General features: G+C 35.6%; 19 protein-coding genes, 1 tRNA gene and 2 pseudogenes. 17 read left to right on the top strand and 5 right to left on the bottom strand.

Going from position 1 to position 23,117, the window contains the following annotated elements; genetic code table 11:
- Nucleotides 1-566 precede the first annotated feature (566 nt).
- Nucleotides 567-1,277 carry a lysoplasmalogenase family protein gene (locus bsdcttw_RS15050; RefSeq protein WP_185255666.1) on the top strand — a complete coding sequence of 237 codons (711 nt, stop codon included), beginning with the start codon at nt 567-569 and terminating at the stop codon, nt 1,275-1,277.
- Between the two features lie 207 nt (nt 1,278-1,484).
- Here the strand turns inward: bsdcttw_RS15050 and bsdcttw_RS15045 are convergent, their stop codons facing one another.
- Nucleotides 1,485-2,204, bottom strand: coding sequence for a class I SAM-dependent methyltransferase (locus bsdcttw_RS15045; protein ID WP_185255665.1), 720 nt, complete (start codon nt 2,202-2,204; stop codon nt 1,485-1,487).
- Nucleotides 2,205-2,809: 605 nt separating this feature from the next.
- On the opposite strand from bsdcttw_RS15045, the gene bsdcttw_RS15040 reads away from it, so the two are divergent.
- On the top strand, nt 2,810-3,475 hold the full coding sequence (locus bsdcttw_RS15040) for a DUF5688 family protein (protein WP_207726416.1): 666 nt from the start codon (nt 2,810-2,812) through the stop codon (nt 3,473-3,475).
- Here bsdcttw_RS15040 and bsdcttw_RS15035 read toward each other — a convergent pair.
- Entirely contained in the window at nt 3,470-5,119 is a 1,650-nt protein-coding gene (locus bsdcttw_RS15035; RefSeq protein WP_185255663.1) for a DHA2 family efflux MFS transporter permease subunit, read from the bottom strand. The genes bsdcttw_RS15040 and bsdcttw_RS15035 overlap by 6 nt on opposite strands.
- Before the next feature lie 259 nt (nt 5,120-5,378).
- Between bsdcttw_RS15035 and bsdcttw_RS15030 the strand changes: the two genes are divergently transcribed.
- The 3 genes from bsdcttw_RS15030 to bsdcttw_RS15020 all read left to right on the top strand — a co-directional run bounded on the left by bsdcttw_RS15030 (nt 5,379) and on the right by bsdcttw_RS15020 (nt 7,690).
- Entirely contained in the window at nt 5,379-6,014 is a 636-nt protein-coding gene (locus tag bsdcttw_RS15030) for a TetR/AcrR family transcriptional regulator (RefSeq protein ID WP_185255662.1), read from the top strand.
- Nucleotides 6,015-6,161: 147 nt separating this feature from the next.
- Nucleotides 6,162-6,872 (top strand): DUF421 domain-containing protein, encoded by a 711-nt coding sequence (locus tag bsdcttw_RS15025; protein ID WP_185255661.1) that lies wholly within the window; start codon nt 6,162-6,164, stop codon nt 6,870-6,872.
- 248 nt (nt 6,873-7,120) lie between these two features.
- Entirely contained in the window at nt 7,121-7,690 is a 570-nt protein-coding gene (locus bsdcttw_RS15020; RefSeq protein WP_185255660.1) for a thymidine kinase, read from the top strand.
- 25 nt (nt 7,691-7,715) lie between these two features.
- Here the strand turns inward: bsdcttw_RS15020 and bsdcttw_RS15015 are convergent.
- Nucleotides 7,716-7,788: transfer RNA gene (locus bsdcttw_RS15015), tRNA-Arg, on the bottom strand.
- 216 nt (nt 7,789-8,004) lie between these two features.
- On the opposite strand from bsdcttw_RS15015, the gene bsdcttw_RS15010 reads away from it, so the two are divergent.
- The 8 genes and pseudogenes from bsdcttw_RS15010 (at nt 8,005) to bsdcttw_RS14975 (ending at nt 18,116) form a co-directional block, all read left to right on the top strand.
- On the top strand, nt 8,005-8,820 hold the full coding sequence (locus bsdcttw_RS15010) for a hypothetical protein (protein WP_185255659.1): 816 nt from the start codon (nt 8,005-8,007) through the stop codon (nt 8,818-8,820).
- 326 nt (nt 8,821-9,146) lie between these two features.
- Nucleotides 9,147-9,974 (top strand): annotated as a pseudogene (gene rluF / locus bsdcttw_RS25540) (23S rRNA pseudouridine(2604) synthase RluF); the annotation flags it as partial.
- A gap of 737 nt (nt 9,975-10,711) precedes the next feature.
- The gene (gene ligA, locus bsdcttw_RS15000; protein WP_185255658.1) at nt 10,712-12,679 is read left to right on the top strand and encodes an NAD-dependent DNA ligase LigA; all 1,968 of its coding nucleotides are present in this window, start codon (nt 10,712-10,714) and stop codon (nt 12,677-12,679) included.
- A gap of 50 nt (nt 12,680-12,729) precedes the next feature.
- The gene (metA, locus tag bsdcttw_RS14995) at nt 12,730-13,635 is read left to right on the top strand and encodes a homoserine O-acetyltransferase MetA (RefSeq protein WP_185255657.1); all 906 of its coding nucleotides are present in this window, start codon (nt 12,730-12,732) and stop codon (nt 13,633-13,635) included.
- Nucleotides 13,636-14,488: 853 nt separating this feature from the next.
- Entirely contained in the window at nt 14,489-14,950 is a 462-nt protein-coding gene (locus bsdcttw_RS14990; protein ID WP_185255656.1) for a TFIIB-type zinc ribbon-containing protein, read from the top strand.
- The gene (locus bsdcttw_RS14985; protein WP_207726415.1) at nt 14,937-15,722 is read left to right on the top strand and encodes a hypothetical protein; all 786 of its coding nucleotides are present in this window, start codon (nt 14,937-14,939) and stop codon (nt 15,720-15,722) included. The genes bsdcttw_RS14990 and bsdcttw_RS14985 overlap by 14 nt, the downstream gene beginning before the upstream one ends.
- 334 nt (nt 15,723-16,056) lie before the next feature.
- Nucleotides 16,057-16,734 (top strand): hypothetical protein, encoded by a 678-nt coding sequence (locus bsdcttw_RS14980; RefSeq protein WP_185255654.1) that lies wholly within the window; start codon nt 16,057-16,059, stop codon nt 16,732-16,734.
- A 50-nt stretch (nt 16,735-16,784) separates the two neighbouring features.
- Nucleotides 16,785-18,116 (top strand): ion channel, encoded by a 1,332-nt coding sequence (locus bsdcttw_RS14975; protein ID WP_185255653.1) that lies wholly within the window; start codon nt 16,785-16,787, stop codon nt 18,114-18,116.
- Nucleotides 18,117-18,188: 72 nt separating this feature from the next.
- Here bsdcttw_RS14975 and bsdcttw_RS14970 read toward each other — a convergent pair.
- Together bsdcttw_RS14970 and bsdcttw_RS14965 are read right to left on the bottom strand one after the other, a co-directional pair.
- Nucleotides 18,189-18,776: pseudogene (locus bsdcttw_RS14970) on the bottom strand (IS256 family transposase); the annotation flags it as partial.
- A gap of 74 nt (nt 18,777-18,850) precedes the next feature.
- Nucleotides 18,851-19,723 (bottom strand): NAD-dependent epimerase/dehydratase family protein, encoded by an 873-nt coding sequence (locus tag bsdcttw_RS14965; RefSeq protein ID WP_185255652.1) that lies wholly within the window; start codon nt 19,721-19,723, stop codon nt 18,851-18,853.
- 134 nt (nt 19,724-19,857) lie between these two features.
- Between bsdcttw_RS14965 and bsdcttw_RS14960 the strand changes: the two genes are divergently transcribed.
- The 4 genes from bsdcttw_RS14960 to bsdcttw_RS14950 all read left to right on the top strand — a co-directional run bounded on the left by bsdcttw_RS14960 (nt 19,858) and on the right by bsdcttw_RS14950 (nt 23,032).
- Nucleotides 19,858-20,679: a helix-turn-helix transcriptional regulator gene (locus tag bsdcttw_RS14960; RefSeq protein WP_185255651.1), complete on the top strand. Its 822-nt coding sequence runs from the start codon at nt 19,858-19,860 to the stop codon at nt 20,677-20,679.
- 519 nt (nt 20,680-21,198) lie between these two features.
- Complete coding sequence (locus bsdcttw_RS14955) at nt 21,199-21,939, top strand: SDR family oxidoreductase (RefSeq protein ID WP_185255650.1); 741 nt, start codon at nt 21,199-21,201, stop codon at nt 21,937-21,939.
- Nucleotides 21,940-21,965: 26 nt separating this feature from the next.
- The gene (locus bsdcttw_RS25240) at nt 21,966-22,094 is read left to right on the top strand and encodes a hypothetical protein (RefSeq protein ID WP_269140603.1); all 129 of its coding nucleotides are present in this window, start codon (nt 21,966-21,968) and stop codon (nt 22,092-22,094) included.
- Nucleotides 22,091-23,032, top strand: a complete 942-nt coding sequence (locus tag bsdcttw_RS14950) for an AraC family transcriptional regulator (RefSeq protein ID WP_185255649.1) — start codon at nt 22,091-22,093, stop codon at nt 23,030-23,032. The genes bsdcttw_RS25240 and bsdcttw_RS14950 overlap by 4 nt, the downstream gene beginning before the upstream one ends.
- Nucleotides 23,033-23,117 lie beyond the last annotated feature (85 nt).

The following is a 23,117-nucleotide window of genomic DNA, read 5'->3' as shown; positions in this document are numbered from 1 at the left end:
CCTCTTTCCTGAATATCCAATCTTTGATTGGATATTCGTTGATCTGTAGTTGAAAAACAGCTTTTTGTTTTTTGTTTTTGTTGTTCAACCTTATAACCTTCATATAGCATTAATTAAAAATAAAATAAGCAATATTTGATTTATATCTTTTGAAACTATTATATAAAATTCATAGGTATATACAATGGCTTATAAAAGCAAAAGTTGTAATATAGCGACTTTTATGAAATTAATTTATTAAATTGAATATATGGTTACATAAAAGGAAAAAACCAATATTCTAAAACAATGAATTCGGTTTCAGAACTGTTCTGAGAAAGGGATTTCAGAACCAGGCTTAAAAAGGATAATTTGTCTATTTTGAATAATAATCGAAAGGGAAAGAAAGGGATAAATTTATAGACATATACTGTATTTTGCAATATAATTATCTGAGCATCAAAGCCTTGCTTCTCTAGATTACTGTTCCAACAAAAAGAATGACCCTTGATGCTTTTACCATGTCTTAATCAGAAGTTATACCATTTAGTAGAATATTATCAGATACAAACCGGGAGGAAGGAGTTATGACGGAAGAAACTAAAAGGGGAATGATTGGTTTTGTAACAGCGGAACTGCTGCTGTATCTGATATTTATGACAGGAGATATCTTCGGATATCCGGGTTTGGATACTGTGACCTTGGTAAAATATTGCTCCATTCTCTTATGCAATGTTTTTACATTAACTTATGCTCTAAAATACAGACGCAGGGAGAACTTTATTCTTTCCGGCGGATTGTTCTTTACCGCAGTATCCGATTATTTTCTACTATTTACAGATAATTTTACTTTTGGAATGCTTACCTTTTGTGCTGTACAGATTTTGTATCTGGTATACCTTTACTTCCTGGGTGAGAGAAGAAGGGGAGTCGCAGGAAGGCTTCTTGTGAATATTCTTTTGTGGGCAGCTGCGCTGCTTATCCTTTTAATCCTACAGCTACCGGTTAGTTTACTCTTAATAACTGCAGCCTTTTATTTTATCTCTATTCTCCATAATGTAATTACAGCAGTGGGGAATGTAAGACATAAGTTCAGCAATAGAAATCTTATATTTGCAGTGGGAATGATCTTGTTTCTCCTTTGCGATATCAATGTCGGAATCTATAATATGGACGGCTTTATAACGGTAGAAAGTATGACTTTTCAGAAGCTATATCATTTCTCGGAAATAGCCATGTGGATGTTTTATCTTCCGGCACAGGTATGTATTTCTATCAGTGGAATTTTCAAAGAGTAGGTGAAACAGATAAGACTGGCAAACTTCAGTTTCTCCTTTGGGTAAAAAAATACACTATTTCATCGTGACTTAGCGATAAAATAATGTATTTCTAATCGTAGAATTTTCTAAAATTAATTAAATTCATTTTTAAGGTTATAAGTATAGATTTCGGAGCTTGTTTCCCTCCCTTGCTACACAATTTCTAAAGAAAGTGAATCTACTACTTTATGTTAAAGGATTCCTGTTCTTTTTTATGATAGCATACATTATTGTAGGAAAGTCTGGCTCGATTGCTGTAATACCACTGTTGAACACAGTTAAGTTGTTTTCTCTAATCTCCTTTGACAGGGTATTAAAACCGACCACTCTACATGATGTTCCTGCAATAAATAGTTCTTTACCTGTTGCTTCATGTGTTCTTTTTTGTAAATCAAAAGCCTGAGATATATCAGTTTTTCTTTCTTCTATTCCATCACCTATAGAACATATTAAAGCAATTCCTGTTTCACTTAAATGGTTATAAATAAATTCGTAAAAGGATTGTCTATCTTCATCTTGTACCAACATATGAACAACTGCAATGGCATAGATAAAATCAAATTTAACTTGTAGGTTATCGGTCAAGCAATCTAACACTTTAAAACAATCTTCATTGTTTGGATGTTTTTTTTTGCAATAATCTATCGCTGTTGATGAAATATCAGTTGCTAACACCTCATAACCTTCTTTGAGTAAGTAATGAGCATCTCGACCTTCCCCACAGCCAATTTCAAGTATCTTAATTTTTTGATTGTTGAAATAATGGTTAATAGTATCAATTACAATTTTAGAATTGTTATCAGAAAACCATGTAATGGACTCTTTGTGGACTTGTTTGTATCTATCATCATATGCTTCATAATACTTCTTTGCTTTTTCCGTAACTATCCCTCCTGCTTGAAACATATATTATTACTACATTTTTGTAATAATAGCATACCAAATACATGGTAATATTATACATTATATAAATGCATAAAATCAATGTATTTGTCATTCACACCTAAATTAAGAGAGGATAGAAAATAAAGCCTTATTCATAAGGGGAGTGCTTATAAACACTGAAGTTGATGCCATCATCCAATATCACCTTTATATAAGATAGAAGTATAACTATTGAAATATCTGTAAGTATCTGTTATAATTACATAACAGTTCTAGTTTTTTTCTTCTAATTTAACACTTCACAAAACACATCACAAACAAAATCGAATTTATATCCAGTATTAATATCTAATCATCATTTCTTCCAAAGAATAAACTATCATAAAATGAGTCTTATATTTCCATGTATTCAATTGAATTCTTTATTTTCTTTGTCTCATTTATTACCCTATTGTAAACCTTATTATTTAGCTGAATTTTATCTTTTTTTCCATTAAGAAATATGTAGAAGTTACATAGTAGTAACTTTATAGCACCAGGTACAAACTTCATTTACGTTATAAGTATACGTAAAAATGAGGTGTAGTATAAAATAGCCATAGTGCAAAAAAGGAGTAAGTATGCGGATGAATCCCAAAATGAAAGGTAAGGAAAGAACAGATTCAAATTATTTTATGAGTTATGAGAAGGTAAAACAGAATATATTTTACCGCGTTGTGAATTATGAGAAGAACATAGGAACATTAGAAGGTAAACCTTTTCTACCTTTTTTTGATTTGGCAGTTACCTTTTACTGCCTTATAGAAAGTAAGGAGGAAAACATATATTCAATACATCTTACAAATGAACACTTAACACACATAGGAATTAATATTAAAACGTTAACCGATTGGGCGTCAGAAAACACTCCACGGTTATTTCCGGTTAAAATCAATACTATGGAAGAGGCTTTAGGTGGAATTGTCACCGGAACGAAGGATATAAATACTTCACTTGAGCTTAGTGAGTCCATCTATGTAATTACCAATGACAAGGGGATAAACGGAGCAAGCTGCCTTCTCTATCAGACTGCCGTCAAATATCTTGCCGATCAGATTGAAGCTAACCTCTACATTCTTCCCAGCAGTATCCACGAAATCATAGCTCTAAGAGATAATGGAAACATGGATAAAGCTGCGCTAAGAAGAATGGTAGCAGAAGTGAATTCCACTCAGGTAACAGAGGAGGAGTTTCTTTCTAATAATATTTATTTTTATAACCGAGAGGAGGAAAAAATCCTGGAGGTATTATAAAACTACTTTTTTACGATTAAAAGGAACGGCTATAAGGCCAAATACAGCAATGATACCTGATATAAAGAAACATTTATTAAAAACCTTATAGCTTTCTTTTGTCTTTACAGCCAGAGTATGTGCCAAAATAGAGTTTAATTCAGACTCCTGTTTTTGAAAGCTATCTTTAACTGCCGCCTGCTTATTTTGTGGATACGTAGATAGGACGCTCTTTTCTTTTTGCGCCAGAAGAGTATGGAGCATTTCTTTTGATGAGTCCAGGTTGGAAGACACCGCTGATCCGGCAGGTCCGCTGACAGCTTTGACAACCTCATCTTTTACATTTTGGTTCAGGACATCACTGTCATTTACTTCCTGAATCATAGCTGCTTTTGTGTGAGTCACTGCTTCAAGGGTATAGTGGCTGCTTAAAGTAGATACGAGAGCAATCGCTATGCAAGCGGTCAACTGGCGCAGACTGTTTTGAACTCCTGAGGCAATTCCATTCTTATCATTGGATACTTCTTCGTAAGCTGTCTGATATAATATCGTTGTCACTCTGACACCAATACCCATAATTACAAAGGAAATACAGATAATTACCATATAGTTGGAGCTGTTCATAAAAGCCAGCAGTAAATTTCCGGTTACTGCAATAAGAATACTAAGGAAGGAGATCATCCTGGATGACAATCTCTTAGACAGGAAAGGCATTAAAGGTGTTGCAAGTAATGCTGTAAGACTTGGAATGCCCATCATCAATCCTGCTTTTAAAACAGAATATCCCAGAGTATTTTCAAAGAAAAAGTTAATCAGATAAGAAATAGGCATATAAGCATAGAAAAATACGGCAATTAAAATGATGGAAGAGGAAAATGATTGAATATGAAAGAGCTTAAAATCAATCATTGGATTTTTTGATTTCATTTCCAATACTGTAAATAAAACGGCTGAAAGTACGCATAAGCAAATCAGACCAAGAATTCGCTTACTTCCCCAGCCATATTCATTTCCTTTCACTAGGAGAAAAGTCAGGCTGCCAAGTGACAGGAACAACAGAATACAGCCGAGGATATCAACTTTTTTCTCAATGGTTCCGTCATAGCACTCCTTTACATAAAGAGCTGCAAGAATTAAGGCAACAATTACAAATGGAATATTAACATAGAAGATTGCTCTGTATGTAAAGAATTCATTTAATAGACCTCCTATAACTGGACCGGAGGCGGCTGAAATGGATATGGTTAATCCGATAATCACAGATAATTTTCCCAAAGTTTCTTTCCCAAAAAGCTCAACGCCAAGAGGTATTGACAAGGGAGTAAGAATGGCTGCTCCGACACCTTGTAGGATCCGAAAGAGAATCAGTAAGGAAAGGGAATCAGCCAGGCCGCATAGAGCAGAAGAGATTCCGAATATAAAAAGACCAATCAGGAATAGTTTCTTTCTGCCGAAGATATCTGCGATTTTGGAAAAGTTTATCAGTAAGGATGAAAATGCTATCAAATAAGCAGTACTTACCCAGGAGATGCCGGTTGTAGTTGTGTTAAAATATCTTGCCATATTTGGCAAAGATACATTTACAATGGTGCTGTCAAGGACAGTAAGAAAGCATGCAATATCAATAGCGATAAATGCTAATAACCTTTTTTGTGAAGTAGTCATAAGTGTCTCCTTTAAATATTTATTAGGTTTCATTACTAAAAATTTATAAAGCTTGTTGCTATAAAATGTGAAATCAATTTCATGTTCATATAATAATTCGATTGAACTAAAATGTCAATACTAAATATGAAATTGATTTCATATTATTGACTTTCTCACTGAGAGATATTATAGTAATCTAAAGAAGCATTCATAAGGGAATTTAAAGAAAATACAGCAGGTTGACGTAGCCTGAAAATATATTATATGGAGGAGTAAATTGGATAGAAAAACAAGAATGCCATCCCAGAAACGATCGATTGAAAAATATGAGAATATATTAAAAGCCGCTTTTACACTTTTTAATGAAAGAGGCTATTATAATATTACAACCGCTGATATCGCAAAAGAGGCTGGAGTTGCTACGGGTTCTATATATTCTTATTTTGAGGACAAGAAGGATATCTTTATAGAAATCATGAAAAGGATTAATAATAAGTTCTTTAGTCCTACCCATGATTTCTGGACAGATAAGGGAACAATAGAACTAAAAGACGAAGAGAGCATAAAACAGATTTTTAAGATGTTCATCAAATTAATGATGGAATATCATAATTTCTCGAAACTTTTTCATGACGATATGATGGCTCTCGAGCTATTGGATGAGGATATTGCCGTTATCAGAAAGGAAAATCTAAAACAGCGGGAGCAAAATACAAGAGATGTATTTGAGATAATTCAAATTCCTTTTAAGAATGAAGAAGCATCAAAAGTATTTTTACACTACTGCAATCTTCTGATTGAAGATGTCTGTCATGAAATTCTCTATGATAAAACCATAAAAGATATTGATATTTATATCGAACAGACAGTTGATTTACTCTATAAGGCATTGCAGAATCTGACAGAGCTGTAACCTGTTTGATGGGATTAGACGGCCTCATAGTTTTTTGTATTTTTTAATAAAATAAAATTATAAATAATATTTAACAGACCTTTTTCATAAATTCCAGGCATTTGTACATCCTATAATTTGAATTCAATCCCCAGGAGGAATAAAGTTATGGAACTTGTGAAAATTGCAGTTTTATCCTTAAGCTCAGTCGTCGTTTTATTTATATTGACAAAACTAATGGGTGACCGTGAGATGTCGGAGCTTAGTATGTTTGACTATATAACCAGTATAACCATAGGCTCTATAGCAGCGGAGATGGCCACATCCCTGGAAGAAGATTATCGAAGACCGCTTTTAGCTATGGTGATTTATGCTGCCGTTTGCATCATTATATCCGTATTAACCTGCAAATCCATTAAGATGCGAAGGTTCTTTGAAGGGCACTCACTTATCTTGTATCAAAACGGTAAGATTTATGAAAAAAATATGTTGAAAGCTAAAATAGATGTGGACGAGTTTCTTTCCATGTGCAGAGTATGCGGTTATTTTGATTTAAGTGAAGTGCATACGGCTATTCTGGAGTCAAACGGTAAATTAAGCATTCTGCCTATGGTTAAGAACAGACCGCTAACACCGGAAGATATGAACCTGAATCCGCAGCAGAGCTTCCCCATGGCTAACGTTATTATAGACGGAAAAATAATGAAAGAAAACCTGAACTGGGCAGGCAAGAACGAAACCTGGCTGGAAAAGCAAATGCATGCCCAGGGAATCAAAGATATTAAAGAGGTTATGCTTGCAACCTGTGATAGCAGCGATAACCAGTTAAATATCTATGTAAAGGTTCAAACCGCCTCGAAAAATGATATGTTCCAGTAATACCTGCGTGTTCAGTTCTTACCTGCATGTTCTGCTTCATCTATATGTTTTGCTTATGTGCATACACTGCTTCACAAAGATTGATGCCGCTTGCATTATTATATACCAGTAGATATAATTAGGTAGTGTGCCTGAGAAATTCCACAGTACAAACTAGCGGTGTGCTTATCAGAGCATGAATATGTATGTAAATGATTGAAAACCATTTATATTATATAAGATAACAGGGAAAGCAGAGTGGAGGAAGTATGTCAAAATTATATTTTAAATATGGCTGTATGAACAGCAGTAAGTCAGCGAATCTGTTAATGATTAAGCACAATTATGAGGAGCAGGGGTTCCGGGTGCTGTTAATTAAGCCTAAGGTTGATGATAGGGATGGTGACTCCATTATTAGATCCAGAGTGGGAATTCAAAGTGATTGCATTACACTGGATGAATTCAGCTCCGTGTACTCCTGCTTTGATATAGAAAAAACAGATGTGGTAATGGTAGATGAAGCTCAATTCTTAAGTGTAGAACAGGTAAATGAATTATATCAGATATCTTTTAAAGTCCCTGTGATGTGTTTTGGACTATTAATAGATTTTACTCAACAACTTTTTCCGGGAAGTAAAAGGCTGGTGGAACTTGCAGAGAGTATACAGGAGATAAAAACTGTATGTAAATGCGGAAAAAAAGCCACAATTAATGCCAGGTTTGACCAGAACGGCAGGGTAATTACAGTGGGTGAACAGATAGACATCGGCGGAAATGAGAAATACAGGGCATTATGTAAAGAGTGTTACGAGAAATTAAAAGCATCTGCAAAAGAGTAATCTTCCTAAAAAAGGCAACAAAAAATGCACCTAAAGGGACTCGAACCCCCGACACGAAGCTTCGGAAGCTTCTGCTCTATCCACTGAGCTATAGATGCATAAACACATTTTACAATAAATTTTCTGTTTGAGCAAGTAATTTTTTATATTTTTCAGAAAATAGAGAAAATGCCATATTGTTCCAACAATTGTTACGTAATTATTAAATATGTTACAAAAAATAAAATTAATGTATTGCAAAATCCTTTAATGTCTGCTATTATATATCATAGTTGATATGTACTATTGATTGGGACTATTTAAAGGAGATTACAATGAAACTTAGATATAAAAAGATAATTGCCATGGTTACTGTATGTACGATGGGAATTGGAATGGTTACATTTTCCATAACCAGACAAGAACAGGATAAAACTACCGCAGTAGAAAGGCAGGTACAAACTTTAACTGCATTTGGTGCTACGGATGATTCCAAGGGGACTGATGAAAGTACTGACAAAGAAGCCGGAACTATGGCGAAAGCAGCAGTTTCTGATGCGTCTATACTTCCAACAGATACTCCGTCAGTAAATGGCGATGCTACTGGAAGCTATCCGGATGAAGCTAGTCTACTCACGGTAGATAAAAACCCTCTGGTAAAGAATACCAACACGGAGATAGATAAGCTTATATCCGATTATTTCAAAGCAAAATTAAGCGGTAAAATAGAAAAGTTTGAAAGTCTGGTAGACAATACAGATCTTTTAAATATCAAAGATATTAATCGTAAGACAAAATACATTGATAAGTATTCTGATATTGAGTGCTATACCAAAAAGGGATTAGAAGAAGGCTCTTATGTAGTTTATGTATCTTATGGACTGAAACTGTCCAGTATTGACACACCTGCACCTGGAATGAACAGTTATTATGTGAAGACTAACAGTGATGGAAAACTTTATATCTATCTTGGTGAAGGCGATAAAAAAACAGATGATTTCTTAACAAAGCTGAACAGCACTTCTGATGTGGAAGACCTTATATTTCAAGTGAATGAGAAGCTCAAAACTGCTATGAATAAGGATGCAGCTTTATCAGAATTCTATGCTAAGCTGGAAGAATCTGCCAAGAATGTTTCTATGAACGAATAACAGACATAGGATTAGAATATTATTTTGAATTTAATAAGCGAGATGCTTTGACAGAAGAGAATTCTTCAAAGTATCTCGCTATTTTTAGGTATAAAATAATATCAGGTGTATATTGCATTCACGAATGAGCTTTTCTTGATAAGCCGGAGTGTTTCCTTTAAGATGCTTGTACTTTTAGAGCGGCACTGTTATAATAATTAAACATAGGTTTTATTATCCAAGTTTAATAAAAATTTTAACAATAGCAAAAGATATTACTAATTTTAGAATAGAATGGAGCCAAGATGGCAAAAAGAACTAAGAAATTATTGCAATTAGATGAAAACATGGAAAACAGCGAGGAGAGCGTAAGGCTTAATCGTTTTTTAAGCGATTCGGGAGCGTGTTCCAGAAGAGAGGCTGATAAGCTGATAGAAGAAGGTCATGTAACCGTAGACGGAGAAAAGGCTACGGTGGGTATGAAAGTCTCTAAAGGCCAGGAAGTGCTGCTAAAGGGTAAGCCCGTGAACCGAGAGGAAAGCCTGGTATTTATTGCCTTAAATAAACCCAGAGGAATCGTATGTACCACGGACAGACGTGAGAAAGATAACATAATTGATTTTCTTAAATTTGATAAAAGAATATATCCAATAGGGAGACTTGACAAGGAATCCGAAGGTTTAATTTTACTGACAAATGACGGCAGTATCGTAAACAAAATACTGCGTGCCGGGAATTATCACGAAAAAGAATACATCGTCACTCTGGATAAACCCATAACAGCTGAATTTCTAAAAGGGATGGCAGAAGGTGTTCCAATATTGGACACTGTTACGAGGCCTTGCACAATAAAGGCGTTGGATAAATTCACCTTTCAGATAATCCTTACCCAGGGGTTGAACCGCCAGATAAGACGTATGTGTGAATATTTTGATTATAAGGTGCTAACGTTAAAAAGAATTCGTATTATGAATATTCAGCTTGGGTATCTGCAGTTAGGCGGATATAGGAATGTAACAGAGAGAGAAATTGCAACTCTGACAGAGGCAATAAAAGATTCTTCTAACGAAGCCTCAGTTGATGAAAACTACGTTGTAAAGCAGACTGCAACAAAGGACGCAAATAGCAGTTATAATAAGAATACTCGAAAAGGATCTCAAAACCTTAAAAGTCGTAGGATAACGGATAACAGAAAAAGCAAAAAGGAAACTTCTAATAGAAGTACCGCTGCTGATAACAAGGCAGTCTATGGTAAAAAGACCGGGTACGATACCAAATCCTATCGTGATAGGAAAACCGATCTTACGGAAAAATCAGACTTCAAAGAAAAATCAGATTTCAGAGGAAAGCCAGAAGCTAAGAACAGGAATGACTTCAAAGACAAATCAGACTTTAGAGGAAAGTCAGAAGCTATGCGCAGGAAAGACTTTCAAGAAAAGTCAGGTTTTAAAGAAAAGACTGACTTAAGAAACAAAGCAGATTCCAAAGACAGTTCAGAATTCAGAGGAAGGTCAGATAATAAAAATAAAACAGACTTTAAAAGCAAGCCAGATTTCAGAGATAAATCAGATTACAGGGGCAGGTCTGATACGAAAAGCAGGATTGATGATAGAGCCAAGCCTGATTTTAAGAGTAAGTCAGACTTTAGATCTAAGAGAGATTTCAAGGATAGTAGAAACTTTAAAGATAATTCAGACTTTAAAGCCGGAACTGATGTTAAAGGCAAGACGGGTTTTAAAGGTAAGACCGAATCTAAAGCCAGGACAGCCTTTCCTGCAAAAACAGATTATAATAAACGAACATCTGATAACCGCACCAAAGTATACAATCATAAAGAAAACACTGCCGCTACTGGAAAGATGCGGGGCAGAACCGCAAAATAAGAACGAACTTGAAAGGGTAATAAAGGGATATGAAGGAGAAACTGGAGAGACAAAAAGAACTGGTAAAGCTGTTAAGTGAAGCTGGAAGAGTATATGAGCAGGAAGACCGCGAAATTATGAGTAATTTCGAATATGATAAGCTTTATAATGAACTTCTTATGCTGGAGCAGGAGACAAAAACAGTATTAACCGGAAGCCCCACGATAAAAGTAGGATACGAAGTACTAAGCGAACTTCCCAAAATGAGGCATGAGTCACCAATGCTATCCCTTGACAAAACAAAGGAAGTAGAAACCCTAAAGGATTGGCTGGGGAATCAGAAAGGTCTTCTTTCCTGGAAAATGGATGGACTTACCATCGTTTTGACTTACAGAGATGGAAAGCTGTATCAGGCAGTCACAAGAGGAAATGGAGAGATCGGAGAGGTAGTAACCAACAATGCCAAGGTATTTAAAAATCTGCCTCATTCAATTCCTTATACCGGCGAGCTGGTATTGCGTGGAGAAGCAGTAATCCGTTATTCTGATTTTGAAAAAATGAATCAGGAAATCCCGGAAACAGAAGCCAAATATAAGAATCCCAGAAATCTTTGCAGTGGAAGTGTCAGACAGTTAAATAATGAAATAACAGCAAAGCGAAATGTACGCTACTATGCATTTACCCTTGTAAAAGCAGGTAGTTCTGAAGGTTTTGGAAATTCCAGAGAAGAGCAGCAGGCCTGGCTTCAAAGCCTTGGTTTTGAAACGGTGGAAAGCAAGGAGGTAACAAGAGAAACCCTTGAAGAGACAGTTGCCTGGTTTGCGGAACAGATACCCTCTATGGATGTGCCTTCCGATGGACTTGTTCTTACCTTTGATGATATTGCTTATGGAATCTCACTAGGTTCTACAGCAAAATTTCCAAGGGACTCTATTGCATTTAAATGGCGAGATGAAATCAAAGATACTACCTTAAAGGAAATTGAGTGGAGTGCTTCCAGAACGGGGCTTATTAATCCAATTGCTGTATTTGAACCGGTGGAATTAGAGGGTACAACCGTCAGTCGTGCCAGCCTCCACAACATCAGTATTATGGAGGGGCTAAAACTTGGTATCGGGGATACCATTCGTGTATATAAAGCAAATATGATTATACCCCAGGTGGCAGAGAATGTAACCCAGAGCGGAAATGTTACAATACCTGAGAGCTGTCCGGTATGCGGCGGTAAAACCAGCCTGAAAGAAGAAAATGATGTTAAGGTTCTTGTCTGTACCAACGAAGAATGTCTAGCCAAGAAAATTAAATCCCTTACTCATTTTGTAAGCAGGGATGCAATGAATATAGAAGGACTTTCAGAAGCCACCATTGAGAAATTCCTGGGAATGGGGATTATTCATGAGGTAGCCGATCTTTTTCATCTGGAGGGCTATAAGGAAACCATCACAGAGATGGAAGGGTTCGGAGAGAAATCCTATCAAAAGTTAATTGCATCTGTTAATAAAGCAAGAAATACCACAGTAGCCAGATTCTTATATAGCTTGGGAATACCGGGAATTGGGCTGTCAACAGCCAAATTAATCTGCCGTGAGTATCAGAACAATTTTGATAATATCAAGGCTGCGGCAACGGAACGTCTTACTGAGATAAGCGGAGTAGGAGATGTTATAGCAGCGGCTTTCATAGACTTTATGAATAAAGAGAGTAATCAAAAAATGATAGAAGACTTGCTGCCAGAGCTTGTCTTTGAAGTGACAGAAAGTGAGAGTGCTCCTTCTGTGCTTACCGGTAAAACCTTCGTAATTACAGGTTCTCTGGAACATTTTGAGAATCGAAACGCGCTGAAAGACTATCTGGAAGAGAGAGGAGCTAAGGTAACCGGTTCGGTAACTGCTAAAACCGATTACCTCATCAATAACGACAACCTATCCTCTTCTACAAAGAACAAAAAGGCAAAAGAGCTTGGAATTGAGATAATTACAGAAGAAATGTTATTAGATATGGTAAAACAGGGGGAATAGCATTCTGCTATTAATTTAGATATGCGCCAGAAAGCGCAGGGAGGGTTAGTATGCCAATTAAGGTACAAAGTGAGCTACCGGCTAAACGAGTGCTGGAAGATGAAAATATATTTATTATGGATGAGACCAGGGCTATCCATCAGGATATTCGTCCCTTACGCATAGCCATCCTTAATCTTATGCCATTAAAGGAAGATACGGAAGTACAAATTCTAAGAAGCTTATCCAATACGCCGCTTCAGGTTGATGTAACCCTACTGGCTACTGCATCCTATGTCGGCAAGAATACTGCCTCCAGCCATCTGGACCAGTTCTATCTTACCTTTGACGAGGTAAAACATTTAAAATTCGATGGTCTAATCATTACCGGAGCACCGGTGGAGCAAATGGAATTTGAAGAGGTCACATACTGGGAGGAACTTAAGATAATTATGGAATGGTCCAAAACCCATGTAACCTCAACCTTTCATATATGCTGGGGAGCCCAAGCAGGTCTCTATTACCATTTTGGTATTCCTAAGATAAACCTGAAGGACAAATTATTTGGTGTCTATCCCCATCATGTATTAAACCGCAAGATTCCTTTGGTAAGGGGGTTCGATGATGTGTTCTTAGCTCCTCACTCCAGGTATACCACCGTATCCAAAGAAGAGATTGTAAAGAATCCGGAGCTTACCATTCTTGCGGAATCCAAGGAAGCAGGTGTCTTTATTGTGATAGCAGGGGACGGCAAGCAGATCTTCGTTACCGGGCACCCTGAATATGACAGGATTACATTGGATAAAGAGTATAAGAGAGATGTGGATAAGGGCTTGGAAATTGAGCTGCCGGAGAATTACTATCCTGATGGGCTTACTTATGTAAGACCGGAACTTACCTGGCGAGCACATGCGAATGCTTTATATACGAATTGGTTGAATTATTATGTGTATCAGGTTACACCTTATGAACTCTAAAATGACTTTAAATACTAGGGTCAGAGGTACTTTGTGAAAAATCAAAAGTATCATAAATTATCACTATTTGACACCAATTATCATATCATTGGTGTCAGATTGGTGTCAGGTTTTTAAGAAACAGATTAATAAAATTAATGTGCAGTATAGTAAACAATTGACCTTTTAAATACCTTTTTAATCATAAATAAAGCATTTAATCATTAACGATTGAGTGTTTTATTTTTTTGTAATAAAAAATATTGGACATAAACGACTGTAGTAAAGGCTATATAAGATGTAGGTAATAGAAAAGAAACTTAAAATATTAAAAACAATGTAGTTCGAGGGAGTGATATTAAAAGAAGAACTCGCAGACAGTACCACTAACCATCTTTATGTCTAAGACAAGTTGGGTAGTCTGTATACAATGAGTTCAAAGCAACATTGAAATAAAATTAAGGAGGGGGAATATCAATATGATATTACAAGACTTATACACAAAAGTAGCTTCAAGAATGTTAAATATATATGGGTATCCTATAGACTGATTAAGAACGTGAAAATGAGTGATTTGGATGAAATCCTACCAAACCTAAGGATAACAGATTTTACTCATAATACTCTGAATGTTGTGATAGCGGGGCATATCTAAACGATATACCCCGCTATCTCTTTGAATAATCTGACGCAAGGGGTAATGATGAGCTTGTCTTCTTATTTTAGTAAAGCAAAAGCAAATCAAATTGTAATTATTCTTTAAATACTGGGTTTGATTATAGTTGTAAAATGTAAAATATAGTATTGTTAATAGGGTGGGTTAATTGTATACTGGAAGAAATAGGTCGAAGAATAGAGAAAGGTATTAAAGAATATGGGAAATGCAGAACATACTGAAATCAGAATACCTTGTGACAGCGAAGGTTTTATCTTGTTAAAATGTCCGATATGTGGGGCACTTTTCAAATTAGATGCTAATGTTTTGGATGATGATTCAATTTTTGATATATATTGTCCTGAGTGTGGTTTGGTGAGTGACAGCTATATAACGGAGGATGTTCTTGAATTAGCTTTGATAATGGCAGGAAATTATCTTGATGATATGATGATGAACGAATTTAGAAAACTAGAACGTGATACTAGAAATAGTCCGTTAAAATTCAAGGTTACTGGTAACTTACAGAAAGAAAAGGAACATCCAATTAAGCTGACTGTAGAAGCTCTTGAACGAAAAGTATATAGGTGTTGTAAAAAAGAAGCAAAGATTAAACCAATAATAAAAATGAGTGGCAGTTATTGCCCATATTGTGGGGTGCAAGATTATGGAATTGAATAGAAGAGAATTGAAAAAAATATCACATAGCTTTAATAGTATATCTAGTAGAATAATGAGGGCTCCTTTTGATGAGTATAAATATATTCTTAGGAAGTTCATTGATTTTATTGATGGTAACGAAATTATTATGGGTTATATTAATATGGGTTTATCTACTGAATATAATTCAGCTGAGGACTGGAATAGAATGGTACATGAAGATGGGTATTTATTTGATTTTGGTCCTACTGTAGAAGAGGAAAGTTATCAAATATATTCTGTTTTAAAGTACATATTAGATATAGATAGAGTCGAATATATGTTTTATAGAATTTATAATAAGCCAGATTATCAAGATGGTGTAAAAGAATTTAATGATAGAGTTGTATTAGTACTGATACAGAATATCGAAGGATATTTAACGAGAGTGGGGATAGATATGGGTTTAGATGAAGAAACAAAATTTGTTGTATATGGTGGACAAGTTAATGTATCAAATGGTAGTTCAACAATAAATGCAACTCAAAATAACGGTATCAATGTAAGTGAATTAAATTCTCTTATTTCTGAAATAAAGGGTAATCTATCAGGTCTGTCGCCAGAGGATGCGGCTACAATAAAGGATTCAGTAGAAATGATTCATGAGGAACTAGTTAAGCCTGAACCCAAGAAATCTATATTAAACAGTGGGGTAAAGTTAATCGCTCCTATGATTGGTATAGCTAATGGTATGCCAATCTTAGTTGGGAATTTACAAAAGCTGATAGATTTTGTAACACCTTTTATCCAGTAGTTATGTGAGGCCTTAATATGGAAGAAAAAACGAAAGTATATAATGGGTATGAAGAATTTTATATGACCGGTACCGAGATAAAAGGAGCATTTCATAGGGTATTATGAGTGCTTTGGCAGGCACCATGAGAAAGTATCAAGTAAACAGATTAATATGAATGCCTAATATAAAGATATAAAGGATATGTCACATACCGGGTATTCTTAAACGATAATTTTTGCAGAGTTATGCATTGTGAAACCGAGGCCCTGATATATTTCTTTGGTTACACAAGGGTAAAGCCAAAATGTGCGAAAGATTAATCTATATGTTAGGAGAGAATTAGGTATTAAGTATGAGAAAAGTAAAAGAATTCTTTTTTGGAGAATTGCTTGAGGATGAAGAAGATAAAAAGAAAAGGATTAAAAGAAATATTCTTTGTATATGTGTCCCAACTCTAGTAATCCTTTTATTAGTGAGTATACCTTTGATAAATAGGTATTTACATCAGATTAAGGGACAAATAGATAATGACGAAAGCAATATAATTCTTTCAATGGGTAGTACTGAGCTAACAGAACCAGTTAAAGTTCCAGTTGATAAGTATATAATTGCATATCATCAGGAATGGAGTATCTCAGATGCAGTAAGTGAAGTGTTTTCAGCGAACAAATACTACGAAATGATTAATACTTTGCATAGCCTTGCAACTGATATATCTTATGAAAATTCTTTAAAGAAAATAAATGAGATAATAATCCCTCAAGAAGCAACCTATGTATCAGTTAATAAAAAAGCCTCAAATGACTTTGAATATTATACAGATTTGGGTAGTGGGTTGAACTTTGATTTATTAAACTGGAATGTAGAAATGTATGGGTGGCATGAGGACTATATAAATAATATGAATACAGCCTTTGCAAATGAGTATATAGTTTTTATAGTGAATGAAGATATGCTGGTAGGCAGGATTTATAAAGTAGGAAATACAAAAAGAGGAATGGAAGTAATCATATATCACATCAGCAAATAAGGTAGACTAAACTTAATATACATTTTTAGATTGGTTATCGGAGGGTAAAATTGAAAATCAATTATGATAAAGAAAATAGGAAGTATTTAGATGTTATCAAAGGATATCGTGAAGTAACAGCAAAAGTAATTGCTAAGGAAACAGCCGAACAATTACAGCGCAAAGGTAATAAAAAACTACCTGAGGAAACTGAACATGAAGTACTCTTCATGGATGTTAAACTTAATAATTTGGATTGGAGTAAAGACCCATTAGAACTACCAAACAAAACATATTCTTTTGTAACCTTTACAGATACAAAACTGGGTAAGACTGCAGTTCTATCTGAAAATGAAATGTATGAGCAGAATGCTACATTTTGGAATGTCACATTTACTAATTGTGAATTCCAGAATATAAAATTTATAAATTGTAGATTTTTTGGATGCAAGTTTATTAACTGCAAGACAAAAGAGTTAGGTATCATCTTTGAGGATTGCTATTTTTGTAAAACTACTGTAGGTCATAACGGTAAGGGTGAGTTTGAAACAGAGATGGTATCTTCTCAGTTTATTGATTGTTGGATAACGGCAAAGTTCAAGAACTGTAAATTAGAATATGTACTATGGGAAAACTGTTCATTGATTCTTACTTCATTTAATGATTGTTCATTAATAAATAGTGTATTTACAGAATGCGGTTTTTATGATGTTGTATCCAATGATTCTGACATAGCTGGGGTTAGTATTCTAAAAATGAAGAAAGCAGATATTGAGTTTTATGGACAGTATGCAGATAGTGAATTTCATAGGAGCACATACATAGATTTAATGAGTTATAAGAACAAATCACCAAGAAAGAAAGAAAACTCACTTGATATTAAGAAGATGAATAGAGAAGACGCAGCAGATTTATCAAAGCTGTATTATACTCTAGTAAATAGCTTACATTCAAAAAATGGCGATATAGACTTTATAAGTGAATATAAATATCAATACCAAAAACATCATATGATAGCAAAAGAAAAATGGTATCTACAAATATGGGATAGAATAAGCTGGGCGCTATGTGGCTTTGGAGAAAAGATTTTTAGATTTATACTTTGGTTTGCTGGAATTATAATTGCTTTTGCAATTATCTATCTTTTCTCAGGTCTCCAGTTACCAAACAGGGAAATACAGTATGTAATAATTGGTGGTAATCCATTTGATTTAATGCAATTGCTAAAAGATTTTGGCTTAGGTATTCATTTTAGTGTTGTAACACTCTCGACAGTAGGGTATGGAAACATAACACCTTTGGGTTGGGTTAGTACAGCGTTATGTACTCTTCAAATATTATTGGGATTATTATTTGTAGCTACATTTACATCCATAATAATCAAGAAAATTATTCGCGAATAGTAAGTAAGAATCTAAGACAGGAGAGATATATGGAAAAGAAACCGAAGAAAGACAGGTCATTACTTATATTGCTGCTTTTTTGACAATTCGTCCTTCACTTCTTACATGAAAATGTATAGCATCCATGAATACCACTGCATAGATTTCTTCCAGTGGCCGTTCCTGCCATTCTTTCACGATAGGGAGTATTTTATCTGTGATTCGGCTGATAGTACTGTCTGAAATATCTACACCATAAAGTTCCTGCATATGGCTCTCAATATCTCCAGTTGTCATTCCTTTGGCATACATGGAAATGATTTTTTCCTCCATGTCCTGGGTCAGAGTATTTTGATATTTCTTAACGATTTTAGGCTCAAACTCCCCAATTCGGTCACGGGGAACGTCCAGTTCCCTGTCGCCATAACTGGTATGTTATGTTTTTGAGTTATAGCCATTTCTGCTGTTATCTGTTTCTTTGTTCCGGAAATCATACTTAGAGTAACCCAGTTCCTCATCCATTTCGCCATCTAGGCTTCCTTCTAGGATAACAGACATCATTTCTCTCATGAGAGCATTGACGTCTGTTCCATTCTTGACCGGATTTTCTTTCAGATACCCATTAACCATTTCTCGTAGTGCTTGTCTTTCGGGAGATTCGTCCCTTCTTCTCTTTGCCATAAAATAAAACCTCCAAACTGAGTAATTTTATTTTACATCAGTTTGGAGGTTTACACAAACTTTGGGTACTCCCTCTAAGCCCCGGCTCTCTCTGGGTCAATCGAGGCTTTTTTATCTATAGCAGTATAAAAAGAAGGATATTGGGAGTGGAAATTAAGATCGTGTATAATTCGTGTTGTATCCAATACCATATCACATGGGCTAAAACTTGGCCATCCTCCACTAGGAGGTACCTGTTCTGGAAAACGATTAAGTCTAAGAAGTTCGCCAATAGATATGGGAGCATCATCAGCAACGTTATATACTCTACTGTTAACATCTTGTGTAGTAGCCGCAAGCATTAATGCTTGACTCACATCCTCATGATGTACTAGCGACATTTGAAGGGATGGATTCCATTTACTCATAATTGGAGAAAATTCTTCAATATGAGGGTCATGATCGCCATAAACAAAGGCAAATCTTAAAATACGTAAATCCAAACCCTCTTCTCTATAGAGTTTAAGTAGAGCTTGTTCAGCAGCTACTTTTGTTCTTGGGTAGGGTAAAACTGGCTGAAGAACATCGTCTTCGCTACATGGGTTAATTCTACTGATACCTCCGTATACCAAACTTGTACTACTAAAAACAAACCTTGTAACCCCTGCATCAAGAGCTGCTTTTGCTAATATTATGCTGGCATCTATATTGGATACTCGTGCTATTTCTTCGCTGACACCACGAAACTGAGCAGCTAGATGCACCACGGCATCAACACCTCGTATAGCTTCAGCGAGATTCTCATTATCCAAAAGATCACCAACCACAACTTCTGCACCTTGTTCTTTCAAGGGAAGTGCCCTCTCAGTACTTCTTACAAGAATACGAACGTCATATCCTCGCTTAAGTAAATAGGGTACGAACCGACTCCCAACCTTTCCCGTTGCTCCAGTTACAAATATCTTCATAAATTAATTCACTCCTATTCAAATTGTTTGATTGTATTTTTTATATTGCAATAGTAATTATATCAGTGTTAAAATAACAGAGCCACACTGTGGTTATCGTAGGATTGAGAGTAGTAGGATAGGGGTGATAACATATGAATAATTTTATAACTCAGAATTCACTGGGTGAATTTTTGCGTGCCTGTAGACAACGACTTACACCAGAACAGGTTGGAATGTTCACAAATACCCGCCGCCGTACCCCCGGGCTTCGTCGCGAAGAGGTGGCTCAGCTTGCTAACATTGGTGTTTCTTGGTACACATCTATAGAGCAAGGTAAAGATGTACATCCCTCCAATCAAGTATTGGAGAGTTTGGCTAAAGCTTTAAAATTATCCGATGACGAGCGACGATATCTTTTTTTGTTATCTAAATCAGATGAAATGGAAGAATCAGAAGTATATAAAGAATTAAGTATTGGATTAGAAAGAACTGTTTTTGCATTAGAGCCTAATCCTGCATATGTAATAGATAAATACTGGGACCTACTAATATGGAATCCTGCAGCAGAATTTTTATTTAGATTCCCTTCATATTCCGCGGGCATAAATCCAAAACTAAATTTATTACATCAATTTTTAACAGATCCCTTTAAAAAAGAAATTAACTCAGATTGGGAAGAAAAAGCTAAAATCATGATTGCCAGATTTAGGGCCGACTGTGCCAGGTATCCTCAAGATGACAGGTTAAACGATATGATTGAAAAGTTTAAAGCGGAAAGTGAATTATTTCGTCTATGGTGGCCTCGTTATGAAGTTAAAACTATTACTGATTGTCACAAACTATGGAATTACCCTCAAATTGGAGAATTGGAGTTTGAACATGTAAATTTGCAGTTATCAGACTATCCCGATTTGAAATTAATGATATATACTGCCTCGCCTTCTACTGCAGAAAAAATTAGACAAAAAATATAACCATGTTTGACTGAAATCTTTTTCGTGAATATACAGATATACTGATTTCTGAAGATCCAAATATCGAGAAAATATTACAATTTATTAAATAATATATAACTAATTCCTAAAATTAACAGGGCTTCTTAAAGCTACCCTGTTTTTTTAATACCCTTCTTTAGAGATTCATACAGTAGGAAAGGGTAGGTAAAGTTTGCAGTACTTACCCTTTTCTATTTACATATATTATCTGACTGACAATCTATCTTTTTTATTGTATTGGCAAAGAATTTAAGACAATTCCGCAGGAGTTCTATTTAAAAAGGATGATACGATAGGATATGAAAGGGATAAATTTAAATATCTTTTGTAGAATTAGGCAATGATTTGCTACGAATAGGCTACCGGGTTTTTAAATATATAATATATAATAGTGGAGTGATATAGTAATCGGAAAGCTCCTATAAGGGCAGATATGGTTACTTAAGATGTTAATTAGATACAAGTTGATTTTATCATTTATACAAGGAGATTTTTATTATGGAAAGTATTCACAAACAGAGAGTTGCTATTGTTACAGGTGGATCACGTGGCATTGGACGGGCAATTGCAGAAAGACTGGCGGCAGATGGACAGGCTATAGTGATTGCTTATTCAAGCAACAGTGATGAAGCAAATAAAACGGTGCAGGAAATTACTGAAAAAAAAGGTTGTGCCATTGCGTTTCAGGCTGATGTTGCCGATGAGGCTGCGGTGAGCCGTCTGTTCGATAAGGCGGAGGAAGTATTCGGAGGTATTGATGTTGTAGTTAATTCTGCAGGCATCATGATTCTGGATACGGTGGCCAATTTCGATCTGGATAAGTTGGATCGTATGCATCGCACGAATATTCGAGGAACTTTTGTGGTCAACCAGCAGGCAGCCAGACGAGTTCGTTCCGGTGGTGCTATTATCAATCTTTCGACATCGGTAAAAAAGATTGCATTGCCTACCTATGCGGCGTATGCTGCCAGTAAGGGAGCTGTTGATGCTATCAGCCTCATCCTGGCAAAGGAACTTCGGGGACGCGATATTACTGTAAATGCCGTGGCTCCCGGGCCTACGGCGACAGAATTGTTTTTACAGGGAAAGGATACTGAAACTATTGAACATATGTCTAAGATGAATCCAATTGAGCGATTAGGTAGACCGGAGGATATTTCAGAAGTTGTTTCATTTCTTGCGGGACCGGCAAGATGGATTAACGGCCAGACGATTTATGCAAATGGTGGTATGGTTTAAAGTTGCTAGCACAGGAATATTCCGCCATGAGTTTTAAATTGAATCGGTTTGGCGATCTGCTTATTGTTAATCGGATACCTGCCGGTGCTTGTGTATTGGTTTTAAGCAGATATTTTTATTTTGTACTTATGCAGACAGGAGTGGAATTCCGATGAATAATGAAATTTTAGAGAATAAAATGAAAGAGTGTCAGAAGGATTTAATACTATTATTGAATCGCCTTGTAAAGACAGATGGTATACATTCCACAGCAATACCGGCATTGGATATCATACGTGCATCAGGTGAATCGGAACCGCTGCCTGTTATTTATGAGCCTTCCTTATTGGTTATTGTACAAGGTGCTAAAATGGTAACATTAGCGAATGAGAGTTATAGGTATGATCCGACGTCTTATCTGGTAACCTCTGTTCATCTGCCGGTTTACAGCCGAATCATACAGGCGGATGCTCAGGAACCTTATTTGTGTATCAAATTAAGCTTTCATATAAATCAAATAATTGATATTGTTGCAGAATCAAATAAATACTTAAAGGAAGGAAAAGATTCTAAACGAAGTTTGGTGATTAAAAGGACAAATTACGATTTACTTGATGCTATGTTAAGGCTTGTGCGTCTTTTAGAAACCGATGAGGATATTAAAGTGATTTCGCCTCTTATTATACGGGAAATACTATACCGGATTTTAAAAGAGGATCAAGGAGCGGTCACACAGTTTGCAATGATTGGGAACAATGCAAGTCGTATTTCAAAGGTGATTGGATGGATTAATGAAGAATTTGCAAAGCCGATGAAAATAGAAAACATGGCAGCTAAAGTAAATATGAGTACCTCTGCATTGTATAATCAATTTAAAAAGGTTACATCAATGAGTCCTCTCCAATATCAAAAACTAATCAGATTACAGGCGGCAAGACGCTTGCTGCTGGCAGAAGAATCAGAAGCGGCTACTGTCTGCTTTCAGGTTGGTTATGAAAGCCCATCGCAATTCAGCCGGGAATATACCCGTTTATTTGGACTTCCACCGATCAGTGATATGAAACGCCTGCGTTCTTCTACGGGTATAAATTCTTATAATATAGACCAAATCTGATGCAAACAAGATTTACAATAGCATAATCTAAAAGTAAATTTAGGAAAAGTATCCGAATACTATCAACGAAGCCTATTACTTAGTG

This window comes from Anaerocolumna chitinilytica, from assembly GCF_014218355.1.
Classification (GTDB): Bacteria; Bacillota; Clostridia; order Lachnospirales; family Lachnospiraceae; genus Anaerocolumna; species Anaerocolumna chitinilytica.
Note: the sequence above shows the minus strand (reverse complement) of the source record. Positions and strands in the feature narration are given on the sequence as shown.